The organism is Arthrobacter sp. LAR12-1-1.1 (assembly GCF_040676555.1).
Lineage (GTDB): Bacteria > Actinomycetota > Actinomycetes > Actinomycetales > Micrococcaceae > Arthrobacter.
In genome coordinates this window covers 163,941-184,032 of record NZ_JBEGIG010000023.1, presented here as the reverse complement: position 1 = coordinate 184,032, position 20,092 = coordinate 163,941, and the positions used below count along the sequence as shown (strand labels likewise).

Genomic DNA, 20,092 nt, shown 5'->3' with positions numbered 1-20,092 from the left:
GCCCGCCAAGGAGGATCAGTGCCCGAGTCGAAGCCGCGTAAAAGGACTGCCCGTGTGGCCCCGCAGACTTCTGCTGCGGAGGCCTACAAGCCCAATCCGGTCTGGTTCAAGCCGGTCATGTTTGGCCTGATGATCATTGGCCTGCTGTGGATCATCACGTTCTACATCACCGAGGGCGCCTTCCCGGTGCAGTCATGGGCGTCGTGGAACATTGTCGCCGGATTCGGAATCGCGATCATCGGCTTCCTAATGACCACGCGCTGGCGTTCCTGAACAGGCCCGCGCGGCGCACATCCCTGACGGGCCGGTACACACAGTGTGCCGGCCGTCGTCGTTAATCCCCGGCCCTAATTCCCGGCCCAGCGAAGGAACCCAGATGACTCCGGCAGTGAGCGGCTCAACCATAGGCGACGACGGACTGGCGCGGCCGGCGTGGGCATCCGTGGATCCCATGCTGCGCGAGTACTACGACAACGAGTGGGGCATGCCCGTCCGGGATGAGCAGGGCCTCTACGAACGAATCAGCCTCGAGGGGTTCCAGGCGGGGCTGTCCTGGGCCACGATTCTGCGCAAGCGGCCCGCCTTCCGCGCGGCATTCAAGGACTTCGACCCGGAACTGGTGGCCCTCTTCACGGACACCGATGTGGAGCGTCTCATGCTCGACGCCGGGATCGTCCGGAACCGGCTGAAGATCCAGGCAACCATCACCAATGCCCGGGCTACTCTGGCGTTGAGGGACGACGGCGGCCTGGTTGACTTCGTATGGGGGTTCCAGCCGGTGGCCACACCCCGGCCCAGCTCCCTCGACCAGGTCCCCACCACCTCGGCCGAGTCCATCGCGCTCTCGAAGGCGCTGCGCAAGAAGGGCTTCGCCTTCGTCGGGCCCACCACCATGTTCGCGCTCATGGAGGCTACCGGAATGGTGGACACCCATCTGCTGGACAGCCACCGGCGCGGAACTTCGGGCGTCTGGCCGCACTGACCAGTCGGGCGACACCCTGCCCCAACCTTATCCACAGCTGTGCACAAGTCTGGGGAAACTTATCCACACTGTTTATAAGTTCCCGGGCTAATGGCGCGTTTCGGCCCAGTTTAAAGGCCACTGCCGGGTCCAAGGCCGATGACGGGATCCCCGGGCGGACGCGAATTACAGCCTTGTAAGTTATTAACAGTGTGGATTGTCTGTGGACAAGTACGGCAGGCCCATCAGTCAGACCCCATCAGACCGTGGACGGCACTGCTGCACCCTTAGTGGGCATGGCCAGTCCCGAAATGAAGTCGCCTGGCCGGACAGGCAGGGCACCAGATGAGTTATCCACTTAATAACACCCCACTACCCACAAGTTATCCACAGCTGGGGATAACAGCCCGCGCCCCGGCCCCGCAACCCCTGCTGCGGGGCCATGAGCCGGGTTAGTTCCCACGGAAACTCAGACCATCAAGTTATTAACACTGTGAATAACCCTGTTGAAACACACCGCCGCTGTCCCCGGGTCCCTGCCTCCGCACCGGGCGGACTGTGGCGCTGTGTCGCTGTGTCGCGGCTCATCCGCCTGCGGCGGCGACACCTGGAGGCAGCGGACAGAGACAGCGCGGCAGTGGCCGCATCACAGAGAGCGCGATCGGCCCCGCGTCAGAGCTGGCGCGACCTGGAATGCCGCGTACAGATGCAGTGGATAGCCGGTGACGGCGTGGCATGGCCTGGAGGGGGCCGGCGCCTGGAAACCGTCGCGGTGCAGGGAGGCACTGCAGGCAATGGTGCCGGCTGGCAGAAGCGTCGGGCCAGCGATCAAAGTTGTCCACTTACGCACAGGGCAACCCACAGAAGTTATCCACAGGTGTGGAGATCAGGCAGGACGCAGCGCCTCTGCGCCGGAAAATCGCCAGCTCAGGCGGTCAGATCCGGGTCGCCACGTTGAACTACACGCTTGTAAGTTATTAACAATGTGGATAACCCTTGTGGAAAACTTTCGAGGCCGCACCTCTGAATTCAGAGGTTGGGGCTCGGCCGGAGTTTGCGCACGGAAAGTCCCCACCTCTGGGCAGCGGGGAGGGGGACCGAAAGGACCGGAGGGCACTGCGGACAGCAAAACCGGGCCGCAACATGCGGCCGGGAACATGGGCTGGAGCGGGCTAGGCGCCGGCGCCGGCCATCCGGACGACGGACGCGACGATCACCAAGGCAAGGACCCCGCCAAGGCCGATGGCCTGCAGCAGGGTCTGCCGGGGGCCGCGCGGGGTATAGGCAATGACTGCGGCGCTCAGGGCGCCGGTGACGAGGCCGCCGAGATGGGCCTGCCACGCGATCTGGGGCACCATGAAACCGATGACCCCGTTGATGGCGATCAGGACCAAGAGTTGGCGGACTTCTCCGCCGCGTTGACGCTGGACCACCAGCAGCGCGCCGAACAGGCCGAAGATGGCGCCGGAGGCGCCCACGAGTCCCACGGGGCCGTTCACGGGATACACCGGGGTCAGCAGGAGAAAGCCGACGGATCCGCCGACGGCCGAGAGCAGGTAGATGGCCAGGAAGCGGGCGTGGCCCAGCAGCGGTTCAAGGATCTGGCCGAAAATCCACAGCGTATACATGTTCAGGACGATGTGGAGCAGGAATCCCTGCGAGTGCAGGAACGCCGAGGTGAGCAGCCGCCATGGTTCAACATCAGTCAGGGCGGGCGCGTAGGCAAGTTGCTGGTAGATCCCGTCGTTGGGAACCATCCACTGCAGGGCATAGACAAGGGCGCACAGCCCGATGATCACGAAAGTGACCACGGGTTTGCCGGCGGTCACGGCACCGCCGTAGACGGTCCTGACTGTCGGCGTCGTGCGTTTGGTTTCGTTGACACAGTCAACACATTGGAATCCGACGGCGGCCGCCCGCTGGCAGTCGGGGCACGCAGGGCGCCCGCACCGCTGGCAGCGCACATAGGCAGGCCTGTCCGGGTGCCTGGGGCATACCGGGACCTCTGCGGACGGCTCTGCCGCCGGAACTCCGTAGCTCATGGTGTGGGGTTAGAGCTTTTCGATGTCAATGCTGTTGATGGTGACATCCTCGACGGGGCGGTCGCCCATGCCGGTGCGGACGCCTTCGATCGCGTCGACGACCTTCTTGGAATCCTCATCGGCGACTTCACCGAAGATGCTGTGCTTGCCCTGCAGCCAGCCGGTGGGGATGGTGGTGATGAAGAACTGCGAACCGTTGGTGCCGCGCCCCATCTGGACACCGGCGTTGGCCATGGCCAGCTTGTACGGCTCGTTGAAAGTCAGTTCCGGGTGGATTTCATCGTCGAACTTGTAGCCCGGTCCACCGGTGCCGCGGCCCAGGGGATCGCCGGCCTGGATCATGAAGTCCTTGATGATGCGGTGGAAGATGGTGCCGTTGTAGAGCGGCGTGCCGGTCTTGTCCTCGCCCGTTTCCGGGTGGGTCCAGGCCTTCTCACCGGTGGCCAGCCCGACGAAGTTGTCGACAGTCTTCGGCGCGTGGTTGCCATAGAGGTTGACGACGATGTCGCCGAGGCTCGTGTGGATAGTGGCTTTTGCGGTTGCGTTGGCAGTCATAGCGCCTATTCTTCCATGACGGCTCCGCCCCCATAGGGCCGCACAGTCAGTTCCGCGCTGGGTGAAATCCACTGGAAATCGGTCTGAAGAATAGCCGGTGCGTTCCTAGACACGTAGGCTAACAGCAGAACCGTCACATTAATCGGGAGGTAGTTGTGAAGAAAACGGATCGTATTGCCCGTGACCTGGAGCAGTCAGTCAGCACCGGAGTAGACAGCGCCAAGGATTGGGCGGCTCCGCGGGTTGAGGCTGCCGTGAACTGGGCTGTTCCCCGCCTGCAGTATGGGCTGGATACCGCCTCTCCCAAAATCCAGGAGGGGCTCAAGTCAGCGGCCCACAATCTGGCCGGTAGCGTTGCCACTGTCACCCCTCGCCTTCAGGATGGCCTGGCCCAGCTTGCACCGAAAATCCACGACGCCGCGGAAAGCGCGACCCCGCGCCTGCACGAGGCTGTGGACAAGGCCTCACCGGTGATCCTCAACGCACGCGACCGGGTGGTTGTCGAGTACCTTCCCAGGCTTTCGGACCAGATCGGACAGGCTTCCGTGGCCGTCCACCGCACGCTGGAAAACGCTCCGGCCCACGTGGACGCCGTCGCACAGAAGCTTGTTGATTCCGGCGTGGTCCACGGCGTCCAGGCACAGGCCCAGACTGCCAAGGGACATGCGAAGAATCACGCGAAGACTGCAGGAAAGAACATCAAGGCGGCCGCCACCGAAGTCAGCAAGACAGCCAATGCCAAGCTCGCCAAGCAGCAGAAGCCCAAGCACCGCGGCCTGCTGATTTTCGGCATCATCGCTGCCGCAGCTGCCGCCGGTGTCGCCGCCTGGAGGGCTTCCAGGCCGGTGGAGGACCCCTGGAAGGTGCCGACGCCGGTAACGCCTGCCCCGACGGCCGCTCCTGCCGGCGAAGCGCTGAAGGACACCGCCGACAAGGCCGGCTCCGCGGCTGTTGCGGCAGCGGACTCTGCGGCCGAGGCTTCCACCGAGGCATCCGGTTCCGTAGCTGCCGCGGCGGACAAAGCGACAGAAGCGGCCAAGGACGTTGCCGACGACACCGCGAAGACTGCCGCCAAGGTTGCCACCGATGCCAAGACGGCCGTCCGCAACATCGCGTCCAACCTGAACAACGGGGCAGACAAGCCGAATAAGTAGCTCCGGCTGTATTCTCCCAAGGAGGGATTCCGCTACGGCGGGATCCCTCCTTTTGTTTCACACGGCGTGTTTCCCGCGGCAGGGTTTGCTCGGACTGGGGAGGCGCGTCGCGGTCCGCCTTCAAACGGCAGGCTAGATGCTAAATTTGTGGTGATGTCACCCCATAGATCACCCCAGGATGCCTTGCTCATTGCTCCGCCACCGGCTGTATCTATTGTGATTCCGGCGTACAACGAGGAAAGCGTCATCCGGCAGTGTCTGATCGCCGCGGTATACCAGTCGGTGCCTGCCCACGAAATCATTGTGGTGGACAACCTGTCCAAGGACCGCACGGCAGAGATCGTGCGGCAGATGCAGCTGGAGTATCCGGAGAGTCCCATCATCCTGCTCAGCCAGGACCGCGATCAGGGGCTCATCCCCACACGCAATTTCGGTCTTGACCACGCCACCGGTGACATCCTGGGCCGGATCGACGCCGATTCCGTGCTGGAACCGGACTGGGTGGAGCAGGTGCAGAAAGCCTTCGCTGACGAGTCGGTGCACGCTGCGACCGGTCCGGTGGTCTATTACGACATGCCCATGCGCCGGTTTGGGCTCAAGGCAGACGACAAAATGCGTCAGCTAATGCTCAGGCTTGCTAAGCACCAGTATCACTTCCTCTTCGGCTCCAACATGGCACTGCGTCGCTCGGCTTGGGAAACCATCCGTGCAGAGGCGTGCCGCGACGAGCGGGACGAGATGCACGAGGACATCGATCTTTCGCTGCATCTGGCCGACCACGAACTCCGGATCCAGTACTGGCCGCAGATGATCTCGGGTATGTCGGCGCGGCGGCTGGAGGACTCGCCGCGGGATTACCGCTACTACGTGACGCGCTTTGACCGCACCTACAAGGCCCACAACGTCAAGAAGATGGCATTGAAGGCACCCATGGTGGTCTTCTTCTCGGTGTATTTCCCCGCGAAATTGCTCCGCGCCATTCACACGGTCAACGTGGCCCAGCCAGCCCGCCGCGGCGGCCAATAGGCCCGGCGAACAGGCGCGGCCGCTCAGAGCGGCCCCGCCGGCTCCTAGTCGGTGCCAAGCTCCGCCAGCCGCTCTGCGCCGGGGCCCTCCGCAGCGCGCCCCTCAGCAGCGCCCCGGGTGGAGCGTGAGCCGCGCTGCCCCAGGACCACGACGGCGAGCCCCACCAGGATCATCACCAGTCCGGCATAGGTCCCGGCCGGGAGCGTCTCGCCCAGGAACGCCGCAGCCAAAAGCGCCGCTCCCGGGATTTCCAGCAAAATGATCATGGACACCAGCAGCGGGCTCATGGTCGCCAGCAGATAGTTGAACGCGGTGTGCCCCACCAGCTGTGCGCACACGGTGATGGCGAGGATCCCCAGCCAGCCGGTGGCTTCGAACCCTGCCAGCGGCGCTCCGGCCACCAGCGCCATCCCCGCCACAATCGCGGCGCACATGCCGTAGCACAGGGTCGTGTAGACGCCGGTGCCCATGCTCTGCCGGGCCTTGCCTCCGGCGAGCGTGTAGACGCCCGCCAGGGCGCCGCCGGCCACGGCCAGGAGATCGCCCACGAGCGCCTCGGGCGAGGTGCCCATATCAAAGCCGGTAATCGTCACTACACCGCCGAAGGCGAGCCCCAGCCCTACCAGGACCGGCCAGCGGAACCGGACTCCCCGGAAGAGTTGGAAGATCGCGATCCAGCCTGACTGAAGGCACACCAGTGCCGTCGCCGCCGCGACCGACGTCAACTGCAGGGAGGTGATGAAGCATGCGAAGTGCAGGGCCAGGGCCACGGCAGCGGCGAGCGACCAGCGGAACTCGGCTCCGGTCACGTGGCTGAACTGACGGGGGTTGCGGACCACAACCGGACCGGCCATCACGACCGCTCCAATGGCGTTGCGCCAGAAAGCAATGGCGAGGGCACTAACCGACGTGGCGCCCAGTGTGGCTGCAATAAGCGGCCCGGACGACGCCACACCCAGCACCCCTACGGCTGCAAGTAAGAAGTTCACGCTCCAACACTAATGGGACGGACCGTGGTGGCCCTTTACAGCCGCTACTCCTTGACCGGTGCATACCGCGGTGCCAACCTTAAACCGCGGTCTCACATCTCGGTCTCGCCATCATCGAAGAAGGAGACCATCATGGCGTCAATGATCCGCAAGAGCCTGGACAATCCCGAAGAAACACGTCCTGTTGCCGAAGGCATGGGCAGGGTGGATCTCGTCAATCTGGACTCCGGCCCGGTTGGACGGGCCACTTTCCTCCCAGGCTGGAAATGGTCAGATCACGTCAAGCCGATCGCCAAAACGGACAGCTGCATGGCCAGCCATACCGGCTACACGATTTCCGGCCGCATCAAAGTCGTCATGGATGACGGCGAAGAACTCGAATTCGGGCTCGGCGACTTCGGCGTCATTCCGCCGGGTCACGACGCCTGGGTACTCGGCGACGAGCCCTACGTGTTTATCGACTGGCAGGGGATGGCGGACTACGCCAAGCCGAAGGAGTGAGTGAGGCACGGGCATGAAAAAAGCCCCGGGCCGCGTTTCCGCGGTCCGGGGCTCATTCTATGGTGGAGGCACGGGGACTCGAACCCCGAACCCCCTGCTTGCAAAGCAGGTGCGCTACCAATTGCGCCATGCCCCCATAAGAAGCAACCCGTCAATCATACCTTAGGTCCGGACAGCTGATTTCCAGCTTCCACTCCCAGGCTCCGGGCTAGTCAACCGTATCGGTTGAATTGCTCCAGATCACTTTCCGGGCTTCGGATTCCTGCACTTTCCTGTAGAGGAGGACGCCTGCGACCGTGGCTGCGATAACCAGCAACTTCTTCACATGCTCCCCGTTCCGGTTCAGTCATCGACGAACCTTCACTAACCTCTGCCAGAACCAGTACTGGTTCCGTGGGCGTACCAGGACTTGAACCTGGGACCTCTTCGTTATCAGCGAAGCGCTCTAACCGCCTGAGCTATACGCCCCGATGCCTCATCGGGCCGAGATATGACTGTACAGCACATCCCGGCCCGATCTCAAATCGAGGCCCTTTCCCGCGGGATTCCGCGGAAAAGTACGGGAATTAGTCGTCCGTGAGGGTCACGCCAATGCCGCCCACGAGCGTCGCCGCAATGTTGTACAGCACCGCCGAAAGCATCGACAGGGCTGTCAGCAGCACCACGTTGATCACGGCGATGATGGTCGCGAACGACGCCACCTGCCCCAGGGACGCCACCTTCTTCAATTCAAAGCCGCCACCCTCAGAACCGGCCAGGGTCCCGAGCAGGCTGTCCACCTGGTCAAAGATCCCGGTAAGGTCCAAAACGGTCCAGAGCACGATCGCCGCCACGACCGTGACGATTCCCAGCGCCACGGAGAGCAGGAAGGCCATTTTCAGCACGGACCAAGGGTCTACCTTGCTGACCAGCAGCCTGGCACGGCGCACCTTGGCCTTCGGAGCCGGCTTGATCAGCCCGGCGGTGCCCTGCCCGCCGGACTGGGCGGCCCGCTGGCCCGGGACTGCGGGGCGCTGGCCGGGGACCGTGGGGCGCTGGCCGGGTGCGGGGGGACGCTGTCCCGTTCCTGCGGCTGCGCCGGACACGCCCGGGCGCTGCTGCGGACGCGAGGGAGCGCCGCTTACGCGCGGCGCGGCGGTGGGCTGCCGCACTCCGCCAGGCACGCCGCTGCTCGGGTTGGGATATGAGTCCGAATTACTCACTCGTTACCTCCGGTGTTTTCTTCGTCCAGCTCGGCATTGCCTGATGACTCATCTGACTCCGGGGCCGGTACTGATTCTGCCGCTGCGGACTCCTCATGCAATCCGCCATCTTCAGCCAACGTTACGTCATCCGGCGTGGAAGCCCGATTTTCGGCGTCCCCGCCGGCATCCCCGCCTGCATATTCGCTGTCGTCTTGACCTTCGGTCGAATCGTCGCTTTCCAGCCCGCGTTCGGTGTTGCGTGCAACGGCGATGATGCGGTCGTTCTTGTCCGGCTTGGCAAAAATAACGCCCATGGTGTCGCGGCCCTTGGCGGGCACGCCGGTGACCGAGGAGCGGACCACCTTGCCGCCCTCCATGACCACCAGGACTTCATCCTCTTCCTGGACAATGAGGGCGCCGACAAGGTGCCCGCGCTCCTCCTGGTACTTGCCGACCTTGATGCCGAGCCCGCCGCGGCCCTGGAGCCGGTATTCCTCCACCGCGGTCCGCTTGGCGAAGCCGCCTTCGGTGACAATGAAGACGTACGATCCGTCCTGAACGACGTCGGCCGCCAGCAGTTCGTCGTCCTCCCGGAACTTCATGCCGGTCACGCCGGAGGTGGCGCGGCCCATCGGGCGCAGTGCATCGTCCGTCGCCGTGAACCGGACGGACTGGCCCTTGCGGGAGACCAACATGAGGTCATCGGTCTCGGAGACCAGCTGGGCCGAGACGAGCTCGTCGCCGTCGCGCAGGTTGATGGCGATCACGCCGGCGGACCGGTTGGTGTCGTAGTCCTCCAGCCGGGTTTTCTTGACCAGGCCGCGCTTGGTGGCGAGCACCAGGTACGGGGCGTGCTGGTAGTCCCGAAGGTCCAGCACCTGGGCGATGTGCTCATCCGGCTGGAAGGCCAGCAGGTTGGCCACGTGCTGGCCCTTGGCGTCACGTCCGGCTTCGGCGAGCTCGTAGGCCTTGGCCCGGTAGACGCGTCCGAGGTTGGTGAAGAAGAGCAGCCAGTGGTGCGTGGTGGTGACGAAGAAGTGCTCCACGACGTCGTCCCCGCGCAGCTGGGCGCCCTTGATGCCCTTGCCGCCGCGCTGCTGGGAGCGGTAGTTGTCGCTGCGGGTGCGCTTGACGTACCCGCCGCGGGTGATGGTGACCACCATCTCCTCTTCAGGGATCAGGTCCTCCATCGACATGTCGCCGTCGAAGCCCATCAGCACCTTGGTGCGGCGGTCATCGCCGTGCTTCGCCACGATTTCGGCCAGTTCCGTGCTGATGATCTCGCGCTGGCGCGCTTCAGAGGCTAGGATCGAGTTGTACTCGGCGATCAGGGCCTCAAGCTCGGCATGGCGGTCCTGGATCCTCTGGCGTTCCAGCGCCGCAAGCCGGCGCAGCTGCATGTCCAGGATGGCCCGGGCCTGCAGCTCGTCGATGTCGAGCAGTTCCATCAGCCCGTCGCGTGCAGCCTCAGTGGTGTTGGAGGCGCGGATGAGGGCGATGACCTCGTCGAGCATGTCCAGCGCTTTGAGCAGGGCGCGGAGGATGTGCGCTTCTTCCTCGGCCTTGCGCAGGCGGTAGCGCGTGCGCCGGGCGATGACGTCCATCTGGTGGGTGACCCAGTGGCGGATGAACGCATCGAGGCTGAGCGTGCGCGGCACACCGTCAACGATGGCGAGCATGTTGGCGGCGAAGTTGTCCTGCAGCTGGGTGTGCTTGTAGAGGTTGTTCAGCACCACCTTGGCCACGGCGTCGCGCTTAAGCACAATCACCAGGCGCTGACCGGTGCGGCCCGAGGTCTCATCGCGGAGGTCGGCGATGCCGGAGATTTTGCCGTCCCTGACCAGTTCGGCGATCTTGATGGCCAGGTTGTCCGGGTTGGCCTGGTACGGCAGCTCGGTGACCACCAGGCACGTGCGGCCCTGGAGTTCCTCGACGCTGACCACCGCACGCATGGTGATGGAACCGCGGCCGGTGCGGTAGGCATCCTCGATGCCCTTGTGGCCGAGGATGGTGGCGCCGGTCGGGAAGTCCGGTCCCTTGATGCGCACCAGGAGCTCTTCGAGCAGTTCCTCCCGGCTGGCGGTCGGGTTCGCGAGGTACCACTGAACGCCGTCGGCGACTTCGCGGAGGTTGTGCGGCGGGATGTTGGTGGCCATGCCGACGGCGATGCCCGAGGAGCCATTGACCAACAGGTTCGGGAACCGGGCCGGCAAGATGGTCGGCTCCTGGTTCTTGCCGTCGTAGTTGTCCTGGAAGTCGACTGTTTCCTCGTCGATGTCCCGGACCATCTCCATGGCGAGCGGCGCCATCTTGGTTTCGGTGTACCGCGGGGCGGCCGCGCCGTCGTTGCCGGGCGAGCCGAAGTTACCCTGGCCGAGCGCCAGCGGGTAGCGCATGGTCCAGTCCTGGATCAGGCGGACCAGGGCATCGTAGATCGCGGTGTCGCCGTGCGGGTGGTACTGGCCCATGACCTCTCCCACCACGCGGGCACACTTGTTGAAGGAGCGGTCCGGGCGGTAGCCGCCGTCGAACATCGCGTAGAGCACGCGGCGGTGGACGGGCTTGAGGCCGTCGCGGACGTCCGGCAGCGCGCGGCCCACGATCACGGCCATGGCGTAGTCGAGGTAGGAGCGCTGCATTTCGGTCTGCAGGTCCACCTGCTCGACCCGGTCAGTCAGTACGTCGCCGTCGAGGATGGCGCCTTCAAGGACGGGCTCGGAGCCGGCCGGCACCTCGGGTGTTTCGTCACTCATAGTCTATATTTTCCGTTTCAGGTATATATCAGTTCTGGAATATTAGGGGCCAGGAAGCCTCTAGATGTCCAGGAACCGAACGTCCTTGGCGTTCTGCTGAATGAAGTTTCGGCGGGATTCAACGTCCTCGCCCATGAGCGTGGAGAAGGTCTGGTCCGCCGCCAGGGCATCATCCATCGTCACCTGCAGCAGGGTCCGGTGGTCCGGGTCCATGGTGGTGTCCCACAGTTCCGTGTAGTCCATCTCGCCGAGGCCCTTGTAGCGCTGGATGCCGTTGTCCTTGGGAATGCGGCGGCCCGCGGCCTGGCCCGAGAGCAGCTTGGCGTCGCGTTCACGGTCGCTGTAGACGTAATCGTGCGGCGCATTGGACCACTTGATCCGGTACAGCGGCGGCTGCGCGAGGTAGACGTAGCCGTTTTCGATCAGCGGGCGCATGTAGCGGAACAGCAGCGTCATCAGCAGCGTCGTGATGTGCTGGCCGTCGACGTCGGCATCGGCCATGAGCACGATCTTGTGGTATCGCAGCTTGGCGATGTCGAAGTCCTCGCCAATACCGGTGCCGAAGGCCGTGATCATGGACTGGACCTCGGCGTTGCCGAGCGCCTTGTCCAGCCGGGCCCGTTCGACGTTCAGGATCTTGCCGCGCAGCGGCAGGATGGCCTGGGTCTCCGGGTTGCGTCCGCGCTTGGCAGAACCGCCGGCCGAGTCACCCTCCACGATGTAGACCTCGCACCTCTCCGGGTTCTTCGAGGAGCAGTCGGACAGCTTACCGGGCATGCCGAAGGATTCCAGCGGGCTCTTGCGGCGGGCGTTGTCCCGGGCCTTCCGCGCGGCCATACGCGCCTGGGCTGCCGAGATGGCCTTGCGGATCACGTCCCGGGCGGGGCCGGGGTTGCGCTCGAGCCAGTCGCCCAGCCCGTCGGTGACCACGCGCTGGACGAAGCCCTTGACCTCGGAGTTGCCGAGCTTGGTTTTGGTCTGGCCCTCGAACTGCGGCTCGGCGAGCTTCACGGAAATGACTGCCGTCAGGCCCTCGCGGATGTCGTCCCCGGTGAGGTTGTCTTCCTTTTCCTTGATGATGTTCTTCTCCCGCGCATAGCGGTTGATGAGCGAGGTCATCGCGGCGCGGAAGCCCTCTTCGTGGGTGCCACCCTCGTGCGTGTTGATCGTGTTGGCGTAGGTGTGGACGCTCTCGGAGTACGCGTTGGTCCACTGCATCGCCATTTCCAGGGCGATGTGCCGTTCCGTGTCCTCGGTCTCGAAGGCGATGACGTCCTCGTGGACCACATCAACCTTCTTGCCGGAGTTCAGGTGCTTGACGTAGTCCAGCAGGCCGTCGTCGTACTGGTAGACCACGGTGTGGAATTCCGCCGGAACTTCGCCTTCGGTGGGGACGGTGTCCAGGTCCAGGTCGTCGTCCTCGGACGGTTCCTCCGGAGCGCGGCGCTCGTCGGTCAGCGTGATGCGCAGTCCCTTGTTGAGGAAGGCCATCTGCTGGAAGCGGGCACGCAGTGTTTCGAAGTCGAAGTAGGTGCTCTCGAAGATGGTGGCATCGGGGTAGAACGTCTGCGTGGTGCCGGTCTCGGCGGCCTCCTCGCCCTGGACCAGGCCGCCCTGCGGCTTGCCGCCGTCGGCGAAGGACATCCGCCAGACGTGTCCCTGGCGGCGGACCTCGGTGTCGACGCGGCTGGAGAGCGCGTTAACCACCGAAATGCCGACGCCGTGGAGGCCGCCGGAAACGGCGTAACCGCCGCCGCCGAACTTGCCGCCGGCGTGCAGGATCGTCATGACGACTTCCACGGTGGGCTTGTGCTCGGTGGGGTGCATGTCCACGGGGATGCCGCGGCCGTTGTCGACCACCCTGACCCCGCCGTCGGCCTGCAGCACGATTTCGATGTGCGTGCAGTAGCCGGCCAGAGCCTCGTCCACCGAGTTATCCACCACCTCGTAGACCAGGTGGTGCAAACCGCGGGGTCCGGTGGAGCCGATGTACATGCCGGGACGTTTCCGGACAGCTTCCAGGCCTTCAAGTACGGTGATGTCGCTGGCGCCGTATTCGCGCGATGTCGCGGTTCCCGACGACGACGCCGCTGCCGCCGCCACTTGCACTACCGCTTCCGCTACGTCTTCCACTGCCGGGATCTCTGCATTGTCGTTAGCCACAGGCGCTTTCGACTCCTCTATGTTCGTTGAAGGCCGGCCGTTGCCTCTTCCGTGGAAAAGGCTCCTGCCAACAGGCACGTCACTGACGACGCCGGGTGTTCCGCTGACTTGGGATCCCGTCCGCCGCACGCTGAAATTGCGTCGGAAACGGACTCAGTCAACGCTTCACCGGCGCCCAGTTATCTCCACCGATTCTATCGTGTTATAGGAGCCAAACCCGCATTCCAGGGCGCCAAACGGTCGGGAAAGTGCCGCTGAGAGGCCGCTGGCTCCCCCTGCAAGGCTTTCGGGGTCCGGCCCTAGGGTGCCTATACGACTCCGGGTCGTTCGAGCGCCCTACACGCCGCTTGCGGATTTTTCAAGGGTTTTTGCAAGAAGTGCTTCACATCCGGAGGCGCGTGGGGTCCCGGGGCTATCCATATGTGTCGCGGGGTCCGCGGCCATTGACCGTCCGGAGGCCCTTGCGCCAGCTCGGGGCGGCGGGTCCAAGCACCTGGATGCTGGTGACGACGCCGTCGCCAAGCTCGGTGCGGAATTTTTCCAGCAGGCTGTTGCTCAGCAGCCGCAGCTGGGTCGCCCACGCCGTGGAATCGGTGCGCACATGCAAGGTGGTGTCGGTAAAACTCTCGGGGGTGCAGTGCGCCGAAATCTCCGGGCCCACCAGCACGGCCCACTGTGCCATGACAGAGCCGACGGCCACCGGCGAGCTCCAGCCGCGTTCGGCAACGAGGCGTCCCACAACCTTTCCCAGGCCCAGCGGATCCCGGCCGGTGCCATGGAACTGGGAGAACCCGCGGGTTCCCCGCGCGGCGCGGGCAGGTTTCTGGGCCCCGGCACCGGAGCGCGGGAGCGCCCGGCGGATTTCGCCCCGGGCCGCGGCGGCGTCGCGCATCCTGTTCAGTGCCGCCTGCGCGGCATCGATGTCGTCGGGATCCCGGCCCGGTTGCAGGCCGCCGTCGGTATCCTTATTCATCGATTTTCCTGCTCATCGATTCCTCCCGGGATGACCTTCACCCGCCGTCCGGTCAGTTCCGCCGGGATATCGTCCTCGACGGCGGCAGTGACCAGCACCTGTTCGGCGCCGGATACTATTGCCGCCAGTTTACGCCGCCGCTGGACGTCGAGTTCGGCAAAAACGTCGTCAAGGATCAGGATCGGGGGCGACCCGCCGGTGCGGGCATCGTCGAGCATGACGTAGTAGGAGGCCAGGCGCAGGGACAGGCACATGGACCAGGTTTCGCCGTGTGAGGCGTAGCCCTTGGCCGGAGCCGATCCAAGCACGAGCTCAAGCTCATCCCGGTGCGGTCCGACCAGCGAGATGCCCCGTTCCAGTTCCTTGCGGCGGGATGCGGCAAAGGCCTGGATGTAGCGGTCGGTGAGCTGCTCGACGGAGAGCAGGCGCAGATCCTCCGCCAGGAGGGAGGTGGCATCGGCGCCGGCCGCATCCGTTTCGGTTTCCGCGGCGGTGGCGCCGCCCGCAGGTCTGGTCCCAGAACTGGCCCCAGCGCCGTCGTCATCCAGGCTGTCCTGCAGCGTGGAACGGTACACCGCGGCGGCCTCCTTGGAGCCGTCGGTCAGTTGCGCATAGGCGTTTTTCAGGTGCGGTTGCAGGCGGTCCACCAGCTCGAGGCGCGCATGCAGCAGTTCGGCCCCGGCCCGGGCCATGTGCTGGTCCCAGACATCCAGCGTTGCCTCATGCCCGGAGCTGAACTTTCCGGCCCGGGCTGACTTGAGCAGTGCGTTGCGCTGCTTCAGGACCCGGTCGTAGTCACTCCTGGTCGCGGCGTGGCGCGGCATGAGGCTGACCAGAAGCTCGTCCAGGAACCGGCGGCGGCTGGAGGGATCGCCCTTGACCAGCGCCAGGTCTTCCGGAGCGAAGAGCACGGTCTGGCAGATGCCAAGCAGGTCCCTGGCCCGGACCGGATTGCTCCGGTTGATCCGTCCGCGATTGGCCCGCGCGGCGTTGATTTCCAGTTCCAGCACGGTCGACTGCTCACCGCGGACCAGCTTGGCCCGGATCATCGCCCGCTCGGCACCAAAGCGCAGCAGCGGTGCGTCCGTGCTGACCCGGTGCGAGTTGAGCGTGGCCAGATACCCGATAGCTTCCATCAGGTTGGTCTTGCCGATGCCGTTGGAGCCCACCAGGACGGTGACCCCCGGCTCAAGGCTTAGATCGACCTGGGCGTAGCTGCGGAAATCTGTGAGTGAGAGTTTTTCTAGGTACACGCGGGATTCAGGACTTCACAGGCTGGGTTGCTTGGCTGGGCAGGATTACTTGGCCGGCCGGGTCGCGTGGCCGCCGAACTGGTGGCGCAGGGCGGACACCATCTTCATGGCCGGCGAGTTGTCCTCGCGGGAGGAGAACCTGGCGAACAGCGCAGCCGTGATCGCCGGTGCCGGCACAGCGTTGGCAATTGCCTCCTCGACGGTCCAGCGGCCCTCGCCCGAATCCTCGACGTAGTCGGAGATCGATTCCAGTCCGGGGTCCTCGTCAAGGGCCTTGACCATGAGGTCCAGGAGCCAGGAGCGCACAACCGTCCCTTTTTGCCAGGCCCGGAAAGTCCCGGGGAGATCGGCGACGATCTCCTTGGCGGCCAGGAGTTCGTACCCCTCGGCGTAGGCCTGCATCAGGCCGTATTCGATCCCGTTGTGGACCATCTTGGCGTAGTGGCCGGCACCAACACCGCCGACGTGCACAAAGCTGTCGGCCCGCTCGCCTGCGGGACGGAGCGCGTCAAAGACGGGAAGGGCCCGTTCGATATCGGCGGCATCGCCGCCCGCCATGAGGCCGTAGCCGTTCTGGAGGCCCCAGACCCCGCCGGACACGCCGCAGTCCGCAAAGCGGATTCCCTTTTCGGCCAGCGTTGCACCGTGCTTCTGGTCTTCCGTGAACCGGGAGTTGCCGCCGTCGATCACGAGGTCACCGGCGTCGAGCTTGGTGCCCAGTTCGGTGATCACGGCGTCGGTGATCTCGCCCGAGGGGACCATGACCCAGATGAGGCGCGGCGCCGGGACGGCGGCGATGAGTTCGTCCAAGGTGGCGACGTCGGCAACGTCGGGGTTGCGGTCAAAACCGGTGACCTCGATCCCGCCGTTGCGCAGACGTTCGCGCATGTTGAAGCCCATTTTTCCAAGGCCGATTAGTCCGATGTGCACGGGATGAACTCTTTTCTGCGCTGGGGTGCTTCGTTGGGGAACGTCACCCAGGTCACTGGCAGTTGTGGCCGTTTTGAGGGGTCAAAACGGCCCACATCTGTCAGCTAGTTGGGCAGCCTCACGGGCATGACGAGGTAGCGGTAGTCACCCTGGTCCTCGCCCTCGGCGTCCTGCTGGGCTGTGATCATGGCCGGCTTGGGTGCGGTGGTGAAAGAGAACCGCACGAACTTGGTTTCGATGACGCTCAGGCCCTCGATCAGGTAGTGCGGGTTGAAGGCCACGGTGATCTCCTCGCCGGACAACTGGGCTTCGAGCTCTTCGGAGGCCTGGGCGTCCTCGCCGGTGCCGGCGTCCAGGTGCAGCTGGCCCTGGGTGAAGGCGAGCCGGACCGGGGTGTTGCGTTCGGCCACGAGCGAGACGCGGCGCACGGCTTCGACCAGTTCCTGGGTCTGCACGGTGGCGTGGATGGGTGTGGAGTCCGGGAACAACGAGCGGATTTTGGGGTAGTCGCCGTCCACCAGCAGCGAGGTGGTGGTCCTGCCGCCGCTTTCGAAACCGATCAGCCTGCTGTCGTCGTCGGCGAGGGCGATGTTGATGTCGCCGCTGCTGCCCAGGGTTTTTGCCACTTCGTTGAGGGTCTTGGCCTTGACCAGGGCGCTCGTGGAGATGCCGGGAGTCGCAGGCTTCCACGGAACTTCCCGCATGGCCAGGCGGTAACGGTCTGTGGCAAGGAGGGTGATGAGATCGTCCTCGATTTCCATCCGTACGCCGGTCAGGATCGGCAGGGTGTCGTCCTTGCTGGCCGCGATGATCACCTGGGACACCGCCTGGGCGAACGAATCGCCGGGAACGGTGCCGCTGATCGTGGGGAGGGCCGGCAGCGGCGGGTATTCGGCCTCGGGCATCGTGGCCAGGTGGAAGCTGCTTCGGCGGCAGGTGAGAGTCACCTTGTTGCCGTCGGTTTCGACCTCGACGGGGGCGGACGGCAGGCTGCGGCAGATGTCCGCGAGCAGGCGGCCCGATACCAGGATGGTGCCTTCGGTGCTGATGTCAGCAGGGATTTCGAGCCTCGCGGAGGTCTCGTAATCGAAGCTCGAGAGGCTGACAGTACCGGCTTCAGCCTTCAGGAGCAGGCCTGAAAGTACGGGAACGGGCGGCCGCGGAGACAACGACCGGGCGGTCCATGTCACGGCTTCTGCCAGGACGTCCCGTTCGACTCTGAACTTCACGGAAGGGTGCCGCCTTTCATTGCTGCTGTTGGTGCTGAAATCGCTACGACTGCTCAGGCTGCCGCGGACCTCGGCAGGGATGCCGAACTCCGTCAACAAGGGAATCGTCCGCCCTCCCCGGGCCTCATGGCCCGGTAGGGAACCACAAAAGATGTCCGGGACGGACGCACTGCTGACAGCTTAGCCCCAAGGTGAGCGTTTCTCCCATCCCCGGGTTACAAGAGTGTTGTTCGCGGGGCCGGTCTCCTGTGCCGGTCCGGAACGGGCCTGGGCACTGTTCGGGGGGCGGAAGGAGATTGTTGTTTGAGGGAAATTCATTTTCTTGGGATTAGTAGTGTTAATAACTGCTGTGGAAACTGTGGATAACTCGATCCTGCCGTGCGAATCCGCGGTTAAGCCCTGTTCATGGACTGTGGGCGGAGCAGGTTTTAAACAGGGTGTGGATGGGGACAAGTTTTTTGGCCGATTCGCCGATCCACAGGCGCCTTAAGGGTTTTAAGCCCATTAACCGCGGTTGTCCCCTTAAGTATCCACAGGGTTGTCCACAGGGCCCTGTTAATAAGGTAAGAGTGCGCCGGCCGAGGGCTCAGGAATTACGCTGCTGCTGCTTGATCCGGTTGGTCAGCTCGGTCACCTGGTTGTAGATGACCCGGCGCTCAGCCATGAGTTCGCGGATCTTGCGGTCGGCGTGGATCACGGTGGTGTGGTCGCGGCCGCCCAACTCCTGCCCGATCTTGGGCAGGGACATGTCCGTGAGCTCCCGGCACAGGTACATGGCAATCTGCCGTGCGGTCACCAGCGTGCGGGTGCGCGACTTGCTGCAGAGTTCCTCCATGCTGAGCTTGAAGTAGTCGGCCGTCTGCGTGAGGATCTGGGCCGAGGTGATTTCCTGGGCACCGTCGTCGGTGATGAGGTCCTTGAGCACCATTTCGGCCAGGGCCACATCTACCGGCTGCCGGTTCAGGCTGGCGAAGGCCGTGACGCGGATGAGGGCACCCTCAAGCTCGCGGATGTTGCTGGAAATCTTCGAGGCGATGTATTCGAGGGCATCATCCGGGGCGGAGAGGCCTTCGCTGAGCGCCTTCTTCCGGAGGATCGCGATGCGGGTCTCCAGTTCGGGCGGCTGGATGTCGGTCAGCAGGCCCCACTCGAAGCGCGACTTCATGCGGTCCTCGAAGCCGGCGAGCAGCTTCGGCGGCTGGTCCGAGGTGATGACCACCTGCTTGTTGTTGTTGTGCAGGGCGTTGAACGTGTGGAAGAACTCCTCCAGCGTCCTGTCCTTGCCGGCCAGGAACTGGATGTCGTCGATCAGCAGCACGTCCACGTTGCGGTACGTGGTCTTGAAGCTGGTGCCTTCGTCGTCGCGGATGGAGTTGATGAAGTCGTTGGTGAATTCCTCGGAATTGACGTAGCGGACCCGGATCCCGCTGTAGAGCCGGCGCGCATAGTGGCCGATCGCGTGAAGCAGGTGGGTTTTGCCGAGGCCGGAGTCGCCGTAGATGAACAGCGGGTTGTAGGCCTTCGCCGGCGCCTCCGCCACAGCCACGGCGGCTGCGTGGGCGAACCGGTTGGAGGAACCGATCACGAACGTGTCGAAGACGTACTTCGGGTTGAGGCGGCCGAATTCGTGCGAGGTGCTCGGCAGCATCGGCTGCGGCTTTAACTCCACGGTCGGGTCAGCGGCCAGGGAAAGTTCGACGGCGGGTTCGGGCTCTGTGTGCAGGGGCACCAGGTCAGTGTCGACGTCGATCGCGCAGCGGATTTCGTCGGAAAACACGCTGCGGAGGGCGTCGTCGAGGGCTTCCTTGACCTGGGTCTGCAGCACTTCGCGGGTGAGCTCGTTGGGGACGGCCACCAGAAGGGTGGAACCGATCAGGCCCTGGGCCTGGGCCAGGATGACGAAGCCGCGCTGCCGGGGAGAGACACGGTGGTCGTTCTCCAGGAGGCTCACAACCCGCCGCCAGGAACTTCCGACAGTGTTGGCTTGGTTGGCTTCGTCTACTGTCATCAATCAGTTCCTCAAACTTGCTGGCCTGCATTACGTGCATCCACGCGGTCCGGAGCTGTCCACCGGCCGGCTCAATCCACAGGGTTATGCACAGTCCGTGGATAAGGGGTTACTGAGACACTGTAGGGGATCAAAACGCTAGAAGATAGCTGGGTTCAGTCCTGTGGATAATTACACCGTTGTGGTTCTCAAAAGGGGCCTGTGACCGGGCTCATCCACAGGCTGACGGACGGGTTAGCCACAGCTGGGGAAAGGTTGAGAAGCAACCCCCGGTTTGACTCGGGAGGTCGGCAAGCCCTAACGTTGTGAAGTCCCATGTGTACGCTTTTCGCCTCATCTGAATCTTTCCCGACGCCCCGCGTCGTGCGAGT

At 64.3% G+C, this 20,092-nt stretch carries 17 protein-coding genes and 2 tRNA genes; 5 read left to right on the top strand and 14 right to left on the bottom strand.

Annotated elements, in window-relative coordinates; translation table 11 throughout:
• The first annotated feature begins 18 nt into the window (after window positions 1-18).
• A complete protein-coding gene (locus MRBLAR12_RS13720; RefSeq protein WP_091560774.1) occupies window positions 19-273 on the top strand; it encodes a cell division protein CrgA in 255 nt (84 codons plus the stop codon).
• Between the two features lie 103 nt (window positions 274-376).
• Window positions 377-982, top strand: coding sequence for a DNA-3-methyladenine glycosylase I (locus MRBLAR12_RS13715; RefSeq protein ID WP_290369353.1), 606 nt, complete (start codon window positions 377-379; stop codon window positions 980-982).
• 1,151 nt (window positions 983-2,133) lie between these two features.
• On the opposite strand, the gene MRBLAR12_RS13710 is transcribed toward MRBLAR12_RS13715, so the two are convergent.
• Together MRBLAR12_RS13710 and MRBLAR12_RS13705 are read right to left on the bottom strand one after the other, a co-directional pair.
• Window positions 2,134-3,003 (bottom strand): rhomboid family intramembrane serine protease, encoded by an 870-nt coding sequence (locus tag MRBLAR12_RS13710; protein ID WP_229993507.1) that lies wholly within the window; start codon window positions 3,001-3,003, stop codon window positions 2,134-2,136.
• 9 nt (window positions 3,004-3,012) lie between these two features.
• Entirely contained in the window at window positions 3,013-3,558 is a 546-nt protein-coding gene (locus tag MRBLAR12_RS13705; RefSeq protein WP_229993508.1) for a peptidylprolyl isomerase, read from the bottom strand.
• 155 nt (window positions 3,559-3,713) lie between these two features.
• Between MRBLAR12_RS13705 and MRBLAR12_RS13700 the strand changes: the two genes are divergently transcribed.
• Both MRBLAR12_RS13700 and MRBLAR12_RS13695 read left to right on the top strand, forming a co-directional pair.
• Window positions 3,714-4,712 carry a hypothetical protein gene (locus MRBLAR12_RS13700; protein WP_229993509.1) on the top strand — a complete coding sequence of 333 codons (999 nt, stop codon included), beginning with the start codon at window positions 3,714-3,716 and terminating at the stop codon, window positions 4,710-4,712.
• Between the two features lie 153 nt (window positions 4,713-4,865).
• Window positions 4,866-5,738, top strand: a complete 873-nt coding sequence (locus MRBLAR12_RS13695) for a glycosyltransferase (RefSeq protein WP_229993510.1) — start codon at window positions 4,866-4,868, stop codon at window positions 5,736-5,738.
• A gap of 44 nt (window positions 5,739-5,782) precedes the next feature.
• Here MRBLAR12_RS13695 and MRBLAR12_RS13690 read toward each other — a convergent pair whose 3' ends face one another.
• Window positions 5,783-6,727, bottom strand: coding sequence for a DMT family transporter (locus MRBLAR12_RS13690; protein WP_229993511.1), 945 nt, complete (start codon window positions 6,725-6,727; stop codon window positions 5,783-5,785).
• Between the two features lie 132 nt (window positions 6,728-6,859).
• Here MRBLAR12_RS13690 and MRBLAR12_RS13685 point away from each other — a divergent pair, with 132 nt between their 5' ends.
• Window positions 6,860-7,228 carry a cupin domain-containing protein gene (locus MRBLAR12_RS13685; RefSeq protein ID WP_364746646.1) on the top strand — a complete coding sequence of 123 codons (369 nt, stop codon included), beginning with the start codon at window positions 6,860-6,862 and terminating at the stop codon, window positions 7,226-7,228.
• Between the two features lie 60 nt (window positions 7,229-7,288).
• On the opposite strand, the gene MRBLAR12_RS13680 is transcribed toward MRBLAR12_RS13685, so the two are convergent.
• The 11 genes from MRBLAR12_RS13680 to dnaA all read right to left on the bottom strand — a co-directional run bounded on the left by MRBLAR12_RS13680 (window position 7,289) and on the right by dnaA (window position 19,721).
• Window positions 7,289-7,364 (bottom strand) — tRNA-Ala (locus tag MRBLAR12_RS13680).
• A gap of 72 nt (window positions 7,365-7,436) precedes the next feature.
• Entirely contained in the window at window positions 7,437-7,553 is a 117-nt protein-coding gene (locus tag MRBLAR12_RS13675; RefSeq protein WP_216699097.1) for a DLW-39 family protein, read from the bottom strand.
• 69 nt (window positions 7,554-7,622) lie between these two features.
• Window positions 7,623-7,696 (bottom strand) — tRNA-Ile (locus MRBLAR12_RS13670).
• 98 nt (window positions 7,697-7,794) lie between these two features.
• On the bottom strand, window positions 7,795-8,430 hold the full coding sequence (locus tag MRBLAR12_RS13665) for a DUF3566 domain-containing protein (RefSeq protein WP_229993513.1): 636 nt from the start codon (window positions 8,428-8,430) through the stop codon (window positions 7,795-7,797).
• On the bottom strand, window positions 8,427-11,165 hold the full coding sequence (gyrA, locus tag MRBLAR12_RS13660) for a DNA gyrase subunit A (protein WP_229993514.1): 2,739 nt from the start codon (window positions 11,163-11,165) through the stop codon (window positions 8,427-8,429). The genes MRBLAR12_RS13665 and gyrA overlap by 4 nt, the downstream gene beginning before the upstream one ends.
• A gap of 60 nt (window positions 11,166-11,225) precedes the next feature.
• A complete protein-coding gene (gene gyrB, locus MRBLAR12_RS13655) occupies window positions 11,226-13,328 on the bottom strand; it encodes a DNA topoisomerase (ATP-hydrolyzing) subunit B (protein ID WP_414645512.1) in 2,103 nt (700 codons plus the stop codon).
• Between the two features lie 412 nt (window positions 13,329-13,740).
• The gene (locus MRBLAR12_RS13650; protein WP_229993515.1) at window positions 13,741-14,301 is read right to left on the bottom strand and encodes a DUF721 domain-containing protein; all 561 of its coding nucleotides are present in this window, start codon (window positions 14,299-14,301) and stop codon (window positions 13,741-13,743) included.
• Window positions 14,298-15,554: a DNA replication/repair protein RecF gene (gene recF, locus MRBLAR12_RS13645; protein WP_229993516.1), complete on the bottom strand. Its 1,257-nt coding sequence runs from the start codon at window positions 15,552-15,554 to the stop codon at window positions 14,298-14,300. Before recF ends, MRBLAR12_RS13650 begins: the two co-directional genes overlap by 4 nt.
• Window positions 15,555-15,599: 45 nt before the next feature.
• Complete coding sequence (gene gnd, locus MRBLAR12_RS13640) at window positions 15,600-16,484, bottom strand: phosphogluconate dehydrogenase (NAD(+)-dependent, decarboxylating) (RefSeq protein ID WP_229993517.1); 885 nt, start codon at window positions 16,482-16,484, stop codon at window positions 15,600-15,602.
• A gap of 104 nt (window positions 16,485-16,588) precedes the next feature.
• A complete protein-coding gene (gene dnaN, locus MRBLAR12_RS13635; RefSeq protein ID WP_364746642.1) occupies window positions 16,589-17,713 on the bottom strand; it encodes a DNA polymerase III subunit beta in 1,125 nt (374 codons plus the stop codon).
• A 586-nt stretch (window positions 17,714-18,299) separates the two neighbouring features.
• Entirely contained in the window at window positions 18,300-19,721 is a 1,422-nt protein-coding gene (gene dnaA, locus MRBLAR12_RS13630) for a chromosomal replication initiator protein DnaA (protein WP_018775671.1), read from the bottom strand.
• Window positions 19,722-20,092: the final 371 nt, after the last annotated feature.